This window comes from Pedobacter sp. ISL-64, from assembly GCF_018613605.1.
In the GTDB taxonomy this organism is placed as follows: Bacteria; Bacteroidota; Bacteroidia; order Sphingobacteriales; family Sphingobacteriaceae; genus Pedobacter.
The window spans coordinates 276,746-291,852 of record NZ_JAGGPU010000005.1; the positions used below are offsets into that span (position 1 = coordinate 276,746).

13 protein-coding genes are annotated in these 15,107 nt (G+C 39.4%); 4 read left to right on the plus strand and 9 right to left on the minus strand.

Annotation, left to right across the window (positions count from 1 at the left end; genetic code table 11):
* Positions 1–3: 3 nt before the first annotated feature.
* On the minus strand, positions 4–3,375 hold the full coding sequence (locus tag J7E57_RS07435) for a TonB-dependent receptor (protein WP_215126615.1): 3,372 nt from the start codon (positions 3,373–3,375) through the stop codon (positions 4–6).
* Between the two features lie 55 nt (positions 3,376–3,430).
* Positions 3,431–4,549 carry a FecR family protein gene (locus J7E57_RS07440; RefSeq protein ID WP_215126617.1) on the minus strand — a complete coding sequence of 373 codons (1,119 nt, stop codon included), beginning with the start codon at positions 4,547–4,549 and terminating at the stop codon, positions 3,431–3,433.
* A gap of 161 nt (positions 4,550–4,710) precedes the next feature.
* Here J7E57_RS07440 and J7E57_RS07445 point away from each other — a divergent pair, with 161 nt between their 5' ends.
* Positions 4,711–5,373 carry an RNA polymerase sigma-70 factor gene (locus J7E57_RS07445; protein WP_215126619.1) on the plus strand — a complete coding sequence of 221 codons (663 nt, stop codon included), beginning with the start codon at positions 4,711–4,713 and terminating at the stop codon, positions 5,371–5,373.
* Between the two features lie 9 nt (positions 5,374–5,382).
* Here the strand turns inward: J7E57_RS07445 and J7E57_RS07450 are convergent, their stop codons facing one another.
* Positions 5,383–5,580 (minus strand): hypothetical protein, encoded by a 198-nt coding sequence (locus tag J7E57_RS07450; protein ID WP_029277580.1) that lies wholly within the window; start codon positions 5,578–5,580, stop codon positions 5,383–5,385.
* A gap of 276 nt (positions 5,581–5,856) precedes the next feature.
* Here J7E57_RS07450 and J7E57_RS07455 point away from each other — a divergent pair, with 276 nt between their 5' ends.
* On the plus strand, positions 5,857–6,828 hold the full coding sequence (locus tag J7E57_RS07455; protein WP_215126621.1) for a Gfo/Idh/MocA family protein: 972 nt from the start codon (positions 5,857–5,859) through the stop codon (positions 6,826–6,828).
* Between the two features lie 132 nt (positions 6,829–6,960).
* Here the strand turns inward: J7E57_RS07455 and J7E57_RS07460 are convergent, their stop codons facing one another.
* On the minus strand, positions 6,961–7,932 hold the full coding sequence (locus J7E57_RS07460) for a zinc-binding alcohol dehydrogenase family protein (protein WP_215126623.1): 972 nt from the start codon (positions 7,930–7,932) through the stop codon (positions 6,961–6,963).
* 61 nt (positions 7,933–7,993) lie between these two features.
* A complete protein-coding gene (locus J7E57_RS07465; protein WP_215126625.1) occupies positions 7,994–8,575 on the minus strand; it encodes a Crp/Fnr family transcriptional regulator in 582 nt (193 codons plus the stop codon).
* Between the two features lie 130 nt (positions 8,576–8,705).
* Here J7E57_RS07465 and J7E57_RS07470 point away from each other — a divergent pair, with 130 nt between their 5' ends.
* Positions 8,706–10,448, plus strand: coding sequence for an ABC transporter ATP-binding protein (locus J7E57_RS07470; RefSeq protein ID WP_215126627.1), 1,743 nt, complete (start codon positions 8,706–8,708; stop codon positions 10,446–10,448).
* A gap of 518 nt (positions 10,449–10,966) precedes the next feature.
* On the opposite strand, the gene J7E57_RS07475 is transcribed toward J7E57_RS07470, so the two are convergent.
* From J7E57_RS07475 to J7E57_RS07490, 4 genes are all read right to left on the minus strand, one after another.
* Positions 10,967–12,778, minus strand: a complete 1,812-nt coding sequence (locus J7E57_RS07475) for a right-handed parallel beta-helix repeat-containing protein (RefSeq protein ID WP_215126629.1) — start codon at positions 12,776–12,778, stop codon at positions 10,967–10,969.
* A gap of 220 nt (positions 12,779–12,998) precedes the next feature.
* Positions 12,999–13,580: a peroxiredoxin family protein gene (locus J7E57_RS07480; protein WP_215126631.1), complete on the minus strand. Its 582-nt coding sequence runs from the start codon at positions 13,578–13,580 to the stop codon at positions 12,999–13,001.
* A 57-nt stretch (positions 13,581–13,637) separates the two neighbouring features.
* Entirely contained in the window at positions 13,638–13,904 is a 267-nt protein-coding gene (locus tag J7E57_RS07485; protein WP_251029841.1) for a zf-HC2 domain-containing protein, read from the minus strand.
* Position 13,905: 1 nt separating this feature from the next.
* A complete protein-coding gene (locus J7E57_RS07490) occupies positions 13,906–14,496 on the minus strand; it encodes a sigma-70 family RNA polymerase sigma factor (protein ID WP_215126634.1) in 591 nt (196 codons plus the stop codon).
* Between the two features lie 212 nt (positions 14,497–14,708).
* Between J7E57_RS07490 and J7E57_RS07495 the strand changes: the two genes are divergently transcribed.
* On the plus strand, positions 14,709–14,939 hold the full coding sequence (locus J7E57_RS07495) for a hypothetical protein (protein WP_036669980.1): 231 nt from the start codon (positions 14,709–14,711) through the stop codon (positions 14,937–14,939).
* The last annotated feature ends 168 nt before the right edge of the window (positions 14,940–15,107 follow it).

Genomic DNA, 15,107 nt, shown 5'->3' on the forward strand with positions numbered 1-15,107 from the left:
GGTTTATTTTAACTTAATCGAAAGACCGAAAATGAACGTTTTAACCTGAGGGTATAGCCCGCCACTGGTTGCCTGCGATTCGGGATCGTAAGCATAAAAGAAATTGGTATCGGTAAACAAGTTATCGGCCGAAGCGTAAACCCTTAGCCTATCTATATGAATTTTCTGTAAGAAATTTCCAGGAATAGTATAACCCAATTGCAGGTTTTTTACCCTTAAATAAGCAGCATCCTGTAACCAATAATCGGCCAATCTCCCAGTGTTGCGGGTATCTTTATATACGAAACGCGGGTATGAACCTCCTGTATTTTGTGGGGTCCATCTATCCATATGCACTTCTTGAGGAAATGCAGCATCGGCATTATAAGCATGTAAACCCACTCCGGTAATGTAGCCATTTGCCATGCCTACGCCTTGTAAAAACACACTCAGATCAAAATTATGATAAGCAGCATCTAACCTGAAAGAATAATTATACCGTGGATAAGCATCGCCGATTACCTCGCGGTCTAAATCGGCACTAATTAAACCGTCTCCATTCAAATCACGGTATTTAAGATCGCCAGGTGCCACTTTACCTGCATCTGCAGCAAAGATTGGAAACTTCGGCATGTATTTTCCTGCGGCATCTTTAGTAAAATCAGCCTCTTGTGCTAATCCATCTGTTCGGTAACCATAAAAAGCATCAAGCGGTTGCCCTACCTGACGGATCCTGTCGCCAATGGTTGGAGGAACACCGCCCAAATCGGTAACGGTATTTTTGATATCAAAAAACTGTCCGGTAATGCCATATTTAAAATTTCCGATCTTATCGTTCCAACCCAGGCTCAATTCATATCCTTTGTTTGATATGGCACCCGCATTCTGATCGGGAACGGTAAGGCCTATTACATCAGGCTGTGGCACTTTAAGTTGAATATCTACCGTTTTTTTGTTAAAGATATCTCCGGTAAAAGTAAGTCGGTTGTTAAAAAAGGCCAGGTCCATACCTACATTGAGCATCGTGGCTTTTTCCCATCTCAACAATGGATTAGAAAGTATAGTCTGTGCAAAACCAGTAGTCAGGATATTACCTATGGGCATGGTACCCACACTGGTTAATACTTTAATATATGGATACCACTCAGAATAGGCTGGTCCGTCTGCTCCGTATTGGTTACCTAATGAACCATAAGAAGCGCGGATTTTACCATCGCTAAGCCAGTTCCGGCTATTGTCTTTTATAAAACTTTCTTCACTAAATCTCCAACCTGCAGAAACTGAAGGGAACACACCCCATTTTTTTCCAGGTGCATATCGCGAAGATCCATCATAGCGCATATTAAATTCTACCAGATATTTTCCGGCATAATCGTAGTTAACCCTCGAAAAAAGTGATTGCAAAGCGTATTGATAAGCATCTCCTGTTGCTGTTGGATTTAGTGATCCAATATTCAACACCGGTACATCATCACTAACCAAATTGGTTTTAGCAGCAGTAAAAGCATCAAAACGGTAAGTTTCTTGCTGATAACCGCCAAGTAGTTTAATATGGTGTTCGCCTAAATTAAGGGTATAATCCGCCTGCATGGAGAAATTTTGCAAGGTAGTAGTGGTGGCAACTTCTCTTAGCGAATTGTTCGGACTGGTGGTATAAATAATGGCATTGGTGGCTGGATTGAAATAATCGATCCTCCGATTAAATGTTCTTCTTTTTTGAGAACTGGCAATTAAACCATACTGCGATTTGAGATCCAAACCTTTTAGTAAATGCAAAGTTCCGGTAATGTTGGAAGTAAATTCTTTAGAGAAAAAATTATTGAAACCGCCATCCGTAGCAATAGCTAGTGGATTACTAGATCCACCACCGTAACCCCAGGTACCCGTGGTAAACCGTACAGGTGTTAACGGCGAACTGGTAAATGCCGTATAAATAGCACCTCCTCCACCTTCAGTATCGGCAGCAGGCTGGTTTTGATTACGGTCTAAATAGCCCAAATTCACATCAACATCCAATAGAGAAAGGAGCTTTAAAGCTGATAGTTTTATCCTGGCATTGTTTTTTGCAAACTTATATTGATCGCCGGCAATTAGGCCATCCTGGTTTTCTCTTCCGTAAGAAAAATAATAATTAAAATCGCTGCTTCCCCCTTGCACATTAATGCTATGGTTCTGTTGTGGAGCATAATCTTTAATCAATGCCTCTGTCCAGTTGGTGTTGGCAAAATAGTTAGGATCAGAACCGTTACGTGCCACCTCAATCTGGGCATCGGTATACGATTTCGGAAGACCTGCATTTATCTGTGCCTCGCCAAGCAATGTCATATAGTCAACTGAGCCTAACATTTTAGGCAAACGTGTTGGTGTTTGAAAACCATAATAACCGTTATACGAAATAACAGCCTTCTGATTAAACTTACCCTTCTTTGTGGTAACCAAAATTACACCGTTTGCAGCCCTGGAGCCATATATTGATGAAGATGCGGCATCTTTGAGCACGGTTACGCTTTCTATATCATCCGGATTAATCCAGTTCATATCACCTGGTACACCATCAATCAGCACAAAAGGATTTGGATTATTGGTGGTTCCTGTTCCTCTTATCCTTAATGCTGAATGTGTAGCACCTGGTTGCCCGCTACCGCCAATAGTGGTGAGCCCGGTAATAGTGCCTTGTAAACCTGTAGAAATTGCTGTAATAGGCCTGTCTTCCAAAACCTTGGCATCAACCTGCGATATGGCCCCCGTTACATTTGCTTTGCGCTGCGTTCCATAACCAACTATAACAACATCATTCAGACCAACGGTTGATGGTTTTAAACTGATGGTATAAGTTGTTTGGCTTCCAATGGTGAAACTGTAATCTTCATAGCCCACCATCCGTACCCTTATTTTATCGCCAGCAAAAGCTACAATACTAAATCGGCCCATATCATCGGATGACACTGCTTTTTTTGAACTTTCGTTCACAATACTTGCTCCAGGCACTGCCGTTCCGGTTTCATCAGTAATGGTACCCTTAATATCAAGCTTTTGCGGTAGCACCTTTTTCGTAATTACAATGGTGTGCTGCTCTATGGCATAGCTAAGTGGCAGGTTTTTAAGACTTTTGTCCATTACCTGCTGTATGGTCATATCTTTTACCGTTACATTGAAAGTTCCGGCATCACCGATCATTTCGTTGTTGTATAAAAAATCATATCCGCTCTGCTTTTTAATTTCCTGAAAAATTTCTTTCAATGAAGCTCCTTTTAGCGAGAAGTTTATCTTCTGTGCATAAAGGGATGCTCTTACCTGGACGCAGAAGATTAATAATACGGCAATCGTTAGTCGCATCACTTTAAGTGGTTGAAACAAGGAACTCAGCCTGGTTCTTTTTAAATAAAAAAAATTCATTTTGTATGGTTTGTTTAGTGGGTGGTTAATCCGTTTTGTTGTTTAGGGCAAAAATTTAGTTGATAACGGTTACCCTCCTTTCTGCAATGTTGAATTTTACCGTTCCTGTAAGACTGAGCACTTTTAGTACCTCAGAAATATCTTTAAACTTCGATACCGAACCTGTGTATGATAATTTGTTATTATGGGTATTGTATACAATATCTATATCGTACCATCTCGAAATTTTGCGCATTACTGATGATAAATTTTCTTCATTAAACAAGAAATAGCCATTCTTCCAAGCCATGGTCTGCTCTATATCTGCTTTGTTCACAGTAAACTTGTTTTCATATAAAACCCCTTCTTCGCCAGGTTTAAGATAGGTAACGGCTGAAGCTGATGTGAGCATCACTTTTCCTTCCAATAGCGTTGTTTTAATAAAAGCTTCGTCTTTATAGGCCATTATATTAAAGTGTGTACCCAGTACCTTTAGCTTCATATCCTGTGCTTTTACATAAAAAGGCATTTGTTTATTCTTTGCTACCTCAAAATAGGCCTCACCATCGAGCTCTACCTCACGACTGTTGCCCGTAAACCGTGTTGGAAAGCGGATGGAACTGGCAGCGTTTAACCAAACTTTAGAACCGTCAGGAAGCACCAAAGAATATTGTCCCCCTCTTGGAATTGATACTGTATTAAGTACCACTTCTTCTGATGCTGCGGAAATAACATCATAGGCCAATGTTCCATCAGCGGTTTTATTGATGGTAGTACCGCTTTCTAAAGCTATTTGTCCTTGAGCTGCAGTATTTAGTACAATCTGTTGTCCGTTGCCAAGTGTAAGTATGGCTTTATCAGAACCAGGCTTGATCGTTTTTGCATGGTTTAATACCACCACATTCTTCTCTCTTTTATGGCTATTATTGAAGTAAAAAACCGCTGAGACAATAAAAACCAATATTGCCGCTGCTGCAGCTATCTTCTTCCACAGTGTAAATGGTTTTACACGCTTGTGTTCACCAGCCGTTTCCATGATCTGCAAGAATATGCGTTCGGCCTGCTTGCCACCCGGCTTTGTGCTTTCAATCAGTTCGAAATCATCTTCGTAAGCATTTAAGCTTTCTATTTCTTCTGGTGTACACTTTCCTTGAAGTAATTTTTGATAGAGAATAATATATTCCTGTTTTGTCATGTAAAGCGCTTTTCATCATAGAGCCACAACTCCACCCACACACACATATTTTTTCAAAAAAATATTTAACAAGCCTAAAATGATTGAGAATTAAGATATCGTTCAAAATATTTATATTAGCTTAACAAATTCTTTATCTTGATCAATGAACTTTGCATATAATGAAACCTATCCATCTAGAGGCAGACGAGTGCGAATTATGGGAGGCCATTAAATTCGGGAATCAAAAAGCATTTAAAATATTATTTGATCGGTACTTCCCTTCATTGATAGCTACTGCTTCGTATTATTTGCAGGATGAAAATGAGTGCGAAAACCTTGTACAGGATATTTTTCTCAATATATGGCTCAAAAGAGGAGTGCTCGAGATCAGGGATTTTAAAAGTTACCTTAAAGCCGCAGCAAGGTATCATGTATATAAGGTGATCAGGAGTAAGAAGCTAGCGGGAAGTGTAATTTTTACGGATGAAAATCTGGAAAACGAATCAGCCTATGCCATTAATAATGGTGAGGAATGGCTCAACGTATCTGCACTAAAAACACAGATTAGCGGATATTTACGGATGTTACCTAAACGTTGCAGGGAAATTTTCTTAATGAGCAGGGAAGAAAATTTAACAAATGGCGAAATTGCCGAGAAACTTAATATTTCTAAACGAAGCGTTGAGAATCAGATAACCGCAGCACTTCATCACCTGCGGGTTAATATCAAAAACTATCTCTTTATTAGCGGATTGGTTTATTTTTATGCGTCACAAAATCCTTCAACAGACAAAAATATTCATTTCCTTGTTGAGTCGCTATTGTTGTACCCGCTGATTTAGTTTAATGGATTAGTTTTCATGCGCTCCGGCTTCGCCAGCCAATATCCTCTCCATTTCTATCATCATCTGCTCGGCCAGGCGTTGTTTAGCTTGCAATTTCGACAGGTAAGCATCTGCAAATGTTACTTCCAGTTCATCCATAATAAAGGCATATTTTGCCTTAAGTTCTATAAGATCAATCTGAAGTTTCTTGGAAAGATTTTGCATAATACAAAGCTAAAAAAAGGAAGGCTATAATTCCGGATAAAGGTTTTATTTTTCTTTTTAAAAAAATACACTAAATAGACAAAACCCTTAAAACAATCTCCTAATTCTTTCGTTTATAAATTGATTCCGGCGTGGTTTCCGGAATAGTTTGTTTGGTTAGTTGATTAGGGATCACTCCCAAAGTGAATCCCTTTTCTTTTTTAAAAAGCTTTCTATCGATTGAGCATAGTTTCCAGGCAATATTTTCTAAATTCAGCCTTTCAAATCGATTATACAATGGAAGAAATCAGATGGGGCATTATTGGCTGTGGAGATGTGACCGAAGTAAAAAGCGGGCCAGCTTTTAATAAGGTAGCCAATTCTAAGTTGGTGGCCGTAATGCGCCGTGATAGTACCAAAGCAGCAGATTATGCAAAAAGACACAATGTTCCGAAATGGTATGACAATGCCGCTCAGCTGATTAACGATCCGGAGGTTAATGCCATTTACATTGCTACCCCACCTTTACAGCACGAAGCTTATACCATCGAGGCTTTACAAGCTGGCAAGCCGGTATATGTAGAAAAACCCATGACTTTGAGTGCTAATGCTGCTCAACGCATGACTGATGCTGCTAATCAGCTAAAGATAAAGCTTTGCGTGGCCCATTATCGCCGTGCACAACCAATGTTTTTAAAAGTTAAAGAACTATTGGCTGCACATACCATTGGCAATGTTCGTTTAGTCCGGTTAAAAATGCTCCAGCCGCCTAACCCTGCACTAATTGCCAAAACAGCCGATAATTGGCGGATCAATCCAGCCATTTCTGGTGGTGGTTTATTTCATGACCTGGCTCCGCATCAATTAGATCTGATGACTTACTATTTCGGTGCTGTAAAAAATGCCATGGGTGTTGCCACCAGACAACAGGAAAACACTGGGGTTGATGATTTGGTTGCGGGAAATATCCATTTCGAAAACGGAGTTGTTTTTAGCGGTACCTGGTGTTTCTCTGTTGCCGCACAAGATCAGGCCGATATTTGCGTAATTTATGGTTCAAATGGTAACATCAGCTTCCCAATGTTCGGCAATAAAGTCACGGTTACAACTGATCAAACGGAAGAATTTATGTTCGAGCCTTTGCAACATGTACAGCAACCTATGATAGAAAAAGTGGTTGATTACTTTTTAGGCCAAGGGCGAAATCCATGTAGCGGCGAAGATGCATTGATTACCATGAAATTAATGGATGATTTTACGCGGAAGTAAATAACAGATACATAAAGTGGTCGTTATGCAATGCATTTGTAATTCGCTTTGCTAATCCACCTCAATCATTTATATCTTACATGGCCCGCTCTTAAAGGGTATTTAAATTATGATTTAAATACCCGAAAGAATTTAGATTGTGACCACTAAACGTTTGCCATCTGCAACTTTAAGGTCCCAAAGGCTGGAAATATCCGCTAGCTTAACCTCAATGGTTTCTACTTTCAATTTACCATCTGCTGCTAGCTGAAACATTTGAGGCAATATTTCAGTAAATAACAATCCAACCTGTTCTTTGCTCCAGCTACCCAGGCCCGAGCCGGTGAGCTGTAGATCTACACTTCTTAAATTAGCAGCCGATAGCTGGATCAGATCACCAGCCATACTGCCTACAGAAACAAACCTTACCTTATTCGTAAACGCCCCCTGCCCCATTAAACTGGATAACAACAGTTCAGCGGTAGAGCCCCAGAGGTAATCGATAATCACGTCTATTGGTTTTTCTTGATGACACTGTTTCACCAGCGATAAAAATGCTGAATTATCGGGCGTAATCTCGATGATTTCGTCAGCCCCAAGTGTTAACAGATTTTGAAGTGATTGTACATTCCGGCCAGTTGCAATTACTTTTGCTGCACCATAATGTTTCGCAATCTGTACAGCTACCATTCCCGTAAACCCAGTTGCGCCATTAATCAATACCACATCTCCAGGTTGAATAGCCGCTTTAAACCTTAAGGCCATGGCCGAGCCAATAACGGCATTGGCCAATGCGGCGGCTGTTGCATCATTTAACCCTTCGGGCAATTTCACTATCCTGCGCTTTTCTATAATTGCTTTTTCTGCCAGCATTCCACTTACGCCCATTCCATAAACCCGAGTGCCATCTTCGAGCAAGCATACACCATCACCGCCGATCACACGGCCTGTTGCTTTTGGTACATCGCTCGAATAATGCGTACCTGCTGCTTTGTCTTTATCGAAATGTTTAATGGCAACGGCCTTTACACGCACCAATATTTCCTGGTCGTTTTGGGCTACTGGCTCTTCAAAGTCTACATATTGGGGTAATTCCCCTTTTTGATACATTACTGCTGCTTTCATCTTTTTTGTATTTTGTTGATACAAAGTTAGATTTGGCTACAGTGCAGAACGATAACATATGTTACCGATTACCTTTTTTTAGCAGTGCACTTTTTATACGGCTTAAGTGTACACGGGTTACGCCTAAATACGAGGCGATATAATGTTGAGGAACACGCTGTACAATATGAGGCCTTTCCTGTAAGAGTTTTTGATAACGTTCTTCGGGTGTATCTCTGATGAAGGAGACAAATTCATTCATATAATGCATCTGCCGCTCGGCCAGAATATTTAAGATTATATCCGCAAATGCGGGCACCTCACGCATCTCAGTCATTAAAGCTTTAACTTTTGTTTTATGCAACAGATAAATAACCGAAGGCGCTACAGTTTCGATGGTAAATAGGCTGGGCGTATTCTTCAAAAAACTTTCTAAAGAAGTTAAACCCTCTTTTTCAAAGAAAAACTGAACAGTTTTATCATCTCCTTGTTTATTTAACGCGGCACGTACACAACCTTTTTCAACATAAAAATAATGATGGGATATTTTACCCTCTTCCAATAAAATGGTTTTCGCCGGAACCTCAATACGCTCCTGAAATTCCAGATATTTATCCCAATAAGGGTTTAACTGCGGAAATTTATCTTTAAAATAGAAAAGCATCTGTTAGGGTCTTCCTACAAATTTAATTTATTCCGCAGAGAAAACAGTAGCCTAAAGCTAATCTTACTGAAACTATTGTAAGCCATTAACGTTTATTAGTTGCCCAACCCTATTTGTATTCCTGCTAAAGATGAAAATACTTTTAAAATACCTGAGGCCTCATCAGAAACTCATTATACTATCGCTCTTACTGGCTGCCGCAGCACAGCTTTTAAGCCTGCTCGATCCCATTATCTTTGGAAAGATTATCGACGATTATTCTACCAACAAACATCACTTAAGCGAACACCAACTCATTAGTGAAGTTTTTTACTGGCTGCTCATTGCGCTAGCTATTGCACTGGTGGCCAGGCTTTGCCGCTCCATACAGGAATTTACTACACGAAAGGCCGTGGCTCGCTTTGGCATGAATATCTTTAATGATGGCCTAAAACAAACACTCCGCCTCTCATTTCAAGAGTTTGAAGAAAGCCGCAGCGGCACTACCCTTTCGGTACTTCAAAAAGTAAAAACCGATGCAGAACGTTTTATTAATGCTTTTATTAATATTCTTTTTTCTTCTCTCGTGGGGATCGGTTTTTTATTGTGGTACAGCCTGAACAAGAACTGGCTTTTGGTACCTGTATTTTTTATTGGAGTATTGGTATTGGGATCTTTAACCGGACTGCTCTCTAAAAAAATAAAAGCGATCCAACGGTCTATTAACCGACAGGCCGATAGGCAGGCCGGTGTAATTACCGAAAGTCTGCGTAACATCGAACTGGTAAAAAGTTTGGGTTTAACCTTTGCCGAGATCAGAAGATTGAATGTACAGACGCTGAAAATTTTCGATCTCGAAATGTTAAAAGCCAGAAAAGTGAGCACGCTCTCTTTTTTACAGGGCAATCTACTCAACTTGCTAAAACAATCGGTACTGTTCATATTGCTATGGCTAATCTTCCGCAAGATTCTCAGCACCGGAGAACTGATTGCAATGCAGTTTATCTCCACGGCAATCTTTACGCCTCTTCAGGATTTGGGCAACATGATCATTCTATATCGGGAAGCAGACGCTTCGCTTAAAACATTCGATAACCTGATGCAAAAACCAATAGAAACCCGTCCGGATGATGCCGTAGCGCTTGATGCACTAAACAGACTCGAATTCAAAAATGTAGTATTCAGGCATAAAACTGCTGGTTACAATGCTATTGATGATATTTCCTTCGAAATCCAAAATGGTGAGACTGTGGCATTTGTTGGTCCTTCGGGCTCTGGTAAATCTACTCTTGTTAAATTATTAGTGGGACTTTATCTTCCTGTTGACGGAGAGATTCTCTTCAACGAAACCAGTTCTACACGTATACGCTACAATCCATTAAGGAGACAGATTGGTTTCGTTACACAGGATACCCAGCTTTATGCAGGTTCCATTAGAGAAAACATGCGTTTTGTTAATCCTACAGCCAGCGAAGAAGAGATTATGGAAGCATTACGAAAAGCCTCAGCTACAGCACTCATTGCCAAAGCTGCGTTGGGAATTGATACCGTATTGGGTGAAAATGGGATGAAGCTCTCTGGAGGCGAAAAACAGCGGATCTCTATTGCAAGGGCGTTGTTGAGAAAACCAAGGTTGTTGATCTTTGATGAAGCTACCTCGGCGCTAGATTCGCTTACCGAAGAAGAAATATCGGCAACCATTCGCGAAATATCTGATAGAAGAGAACAAATGACCATTCTCATAGCCCATAGACTATCGACCATTATGCATGCGGATAAAATCTACGTGCTAGAGAAAGGAAAGGTATCTGAAACGGGCAGCCACACAGAACTGCTCGAAAAGAAGGGGCTGTATTATTCCATGTGGCGGCAGCAGATTGGGGAACGGAGGTAAGTTGAATTTTATATATGGCTTGTGCTTCACTGTGAATTGCACAAGCCAATTAACCGTAAATTTATTTTTGGAGCATAATGCCTGTATAGGTAATTAAATTAGTTCCCGTGTTACGCTTTACACTTTCACGAAAAAATCGGGATACCTGCAGGGTAACCCTTCACCCAGGGCTAAATGGACAAAACAGCATTTCATCTTTGAGATTGCAAGGTGCAAAACGCTATGCATAAACCAGATTGTCGGGGAAAGCGCCCGATTCTTCATCCTACAGCGTGGACACATCTTTTTAGAAACATTTTTCTACGTTTTGCTAGCTTGCTTTAATAGTACACAGTTTTACCGAAGAACACCCGTCTCCCGATAGCTATCGAGACCAAGGGCCGTGGAATTCAAAAAAACAGATACAGAATAGTAAAAATGGCATTAACAAATCTTAAACGCAGTGGCTTTTAGAAAAAAAACAATCCAAATATTAAAGCTTTTTTAACAAATACATCCACTTAATTACCATTGGTACATTAATTCTTAACAGGGATTTCGAACTTAATGTCTGATTTAATATCATCTTTAACCATATCTTTCAATCGTATTTCTGGTTTTTCTGCACCAAACTGATTGCCTTTAATCTTCACACCTGTACAGGCTAAAAAGTTAAATGCCCGACGGTTTTTATCTGATGGCATAAAATCTGATCTTTCTATCTTATTATGGATAAAAGTTAGTCCATTTGTGCTTTTTGCCGATAATAAAGGATAATCGTACAGTTTAAAAGTATTGTTTTCGATCCTGATGTTTCGGTGTACGTAGTATTTTTTTACCAACTCACTGTTTTCGGGATTAATCTTAATGGCGTAGCTATCGGGCGCGCTATTAAAACCACATTCTATAAACTGGTTGTTGCGAATGATTACATCGGTTACGGGGCCTGATTCATACCAGCCCATGGCATCATTTTCAATCAGGATGGCATGCATGCCGGTACGATAATATACGTTGTTTTCTATCAGCACCTTGCGTCGGGTTGTAATCAGCGTTCCCCGTGATATAGTTCCCTCAAACCTTGAATTTGTAATTTTTACTGATGGAGTCCAGGTTATGTTTTCTAAAGCATCACCCACTTTAAGTTCGCTCGAAAATGGTTTTTCCATTTCTATCAGCATCTCCCTTTCTGAAACTAGTTTGGCGGTTTTGATCACTCCCTGGGCAAAAATCTGTAGTGCGGCACTGTGCAAATAAGCTACCGTGTCGCCAGGTATAAAAGCAGTAAACCCATAACTCTGGTGATGCATAAACTTTAATTTTAAACTGTTGGGCGATACAATTTCGCTTACCTTTAAATGTGTACCATGTACATTAACCGGATCATCATGCAAACCGTTAAACCGGCAATTACTGATGGTAATTTGCCCTTTGCAACCTGAGAAATGCATGCCATCTGCCGACGAAGCAATTACACGGCCGCTTCCTGGTTCTGGCGCTACAAAAACACTGTCGTAATTTAAGTTTTCGGAAAATTGAGATACAATGCCTAAACCGTGCATTGAATACATTTTAATATTGTGCAGGCTGATATTTTTAGAGCGGTTATTAAGTGCGCCCACATAATCGCGGTAACGGTCTCTCACGGTTAATACATCACCCGGTTGTGCCGTAAATTTTGAAAAATCGCCAGTAAATTTTACCTTGAGCAGAGCAATGTTTTCAGCTTTACTTTTAGAAAAAATTTCCCAGTTGCTATAAAGTAAAGTGCCTGCACTTGGCCTCACGAGTACCGCATGGTGGTTTTTAGCAATCCATTTTTCGCCGTACCATTCCAATCGACTGTTCACAATGGCAAACTTGCTATCAGGATGAATATTGGCAATAACTGATGTTGGAGTAATCTCCTGCAAAGTCATTTCTGACATACCTGGGCGCTCATAGTTAATTGATAGATTTTGAAATCTGATGTTTTCGCTACCATCGATCACCCAGGTGATCATTTTCCCATGAAAGATAAAAACAGATCCGTTGCCTTCTAAAGTCACATTTTTTAGGCCCTTTAGGTATAAGCCAACGCTTTGTTTTTTTATTGGAAATTCTTCTTCTGAGGATGTGTTAGAGATGTAATAATGTGTTTCGGTAGCACTATCGGGCCAAAAATCATACCTCCCTTTCGGGAAATCAAGTACAGATTTAGGTTGTCCTTTGGTTGCTTCAATAGCTTTTTTCACACTTGCAGTAGCATCGGCAAAACTGTTGGGCCTGGCACCAAATTGGGTAACATCTATGGTTTGGGCATACAGCTGATGACCGATGCATAAAAATAAGGCAATAAAATATATTTTCATTTGTGTGTTATAATAATAATCAGATTTTATAGATTTTGGAAACTTGTGAGGTCTATAAATTTAGTTTAAATGGATTATCTTTTGATATTGCGTAACAGCTTTTATAGATTTAATCCCGTATCATTGATCAGCCTACACAATTCATATTATCGCTGAAAGTAACTAAAAAAAGAGGGTGTCCAAAAAGGCACCCTCTTAAGTAAATTTATGTTAAAGTGAACTAAAGTTTGGAAAGCAAAAGTTTTACAGAGGCTCTTTTTTGATAGTTGGGATCGAAATGAACATACTTAATTTTCCCTGAACGATCGATGATATACGTCGCAGGAACGGGTAAGGTATGTCGGGTATTCCCATTGTTGTCTTCTAAATTTATACCATAACCCTTGTATTTGGCAAAAGTAGCTTCATCCATCATAAAGTTAACGTTGTAGGCTTTCATAATCTCATCGTCTTTATCCTGAAGGATAGAAAAGCCTGCTTTCGTTTTTTTGATGGTTTTATCAATGTTTTCTTTCGTTTCGGGTGTAACGCCAATAACATAAGCATCTTTTCCACTTAATAAACTTAAAGAATCTTGCAGCTCTTTAATGTGTTTATTACAATAGGGGCACCATTGACCGCGATAAAAAAATAATACCACAGAACGGTGCGCTTTAAGTGCACTTTTCAAACTCACGGCTTTACCGTTTTGGTCCATTCCGCTAAACATAGGTGCTTTATCACCTTCCTTCAAACCCTTTTGTGCTTTTGTTTGCAGCGATAATACAACAGCTAACGCTGTAAATAAGATAATCCTTTTCATTTTGTCTTTATGTTTTTTCTCTTAGTCGAAACAGGAGCATTAACCTTACAGTTAAAATTAATTTTTATTTATTTCTTTTTCAATCTTCCCGTTTAACATTTTTTTAAAGGCCTCATCCAATTTAAAATCATTGTTTGCAAAACCTACAAACACCTTATTAATCAACATACTTTGTTGCTGATAAATTTTGCATACCGAACAACCTGCCAGATGTACATGCAATTGTAGTGTTTCGGCAGCCGTAATTTTTCCCGAGATTCTTTTTTCGATCAAAAAAGTAGCCTGTTTACAGTTATAGATTATATTTTTTAGCGCGCTCATCATATCAGTTCCATTTTTTTTGAAGGCAGGCCCTCAGGTTAAGTTTTGTGCGGTGCATAATCACCCAGAAATTAGTTGTGCTGAGTTTTAATTCAGTACAGATCAGTTCCGACGCAAGATCGTCTATGTGTTTCATCGAAAATACAGAAAACCATAAGCCGGGAAGTTTGGTCAAACAATCGTTCAATATAATCCCCAATTCTTTCACCATTAAAGGATTATCTACTTCCAATCCAAATGCTCGTGGATAGTCTTTTTCCGTCCAATGCCCTGAGTCCGCATCAAAAAAACCTTGCACTGTATCTTCTACACTTAGTACTTTTGAATTATGGGAAGAACGTTTTCGGTAAAAATCGGCAATTTTGTTTTTAAGGATTGCCGTTAGCCACGTTTTCTCTGTGCTATTACCGTCAAAACCGTCTAATCTTTGCAAACCTGCCAAAAAGGTATCCTGAACCAAATCTTTGGCCACATCTTCATCTCTTATTCTCGACATTGCAAAGCCGTACAGGTAATCGCCATATTTCTCCACCCAGCTCAGTGGATCTGAATGAGGATTCTTGATTGTATATTCCTTTTCCGTTTCGTTTTGCATCTTTTGCTATTAGCTAATATAAATATACTTCATAATTGCTTTGTCGCATCAAATGAAAGATCCTTACAAATTATTTTATTTTTTTTGTAGAGCTACCGTTAAAGCGACTAAATAGATTGACTCAAATAAAAAGATAAAAAAAATCAATCCTATTTAAAGTAATTTCTAAAGTTGTACGTCTACAGTTTCAACAAACCTAAAAACTTTTCTATATGATAGCCGTTTTCAAAACAAATGTATCCACGGATAACGAGTTAAACGTAATCAGCCCATTGCTGAACAGCCAGTTCAAAGAAATTAAATGGAATATCGATTTATGGGATTCTGATAAAATCCTTAGGGTAGATTCGCCAAGAGATTGGACAAAAGAAATCACCGAACTCTTTAACAGTATTGGTTTGCGCTGTATTAACCTCGAAATTTTTCATTCCGAGCCTTTTTAGTTTAATTAAAGAATCTGCCCAAGGCCAATCAAATTTTAGCTTACTTATCGGTATCACTTCAGTAAAGGCATATCTTTCCCATTCCTTTCTAGTGGAGGCTGTCTCATAAATATAGAATTGTCATCCTGAGCCTGTCGAAGGACCTGTTTAAATATCTCGAAAGGCGTT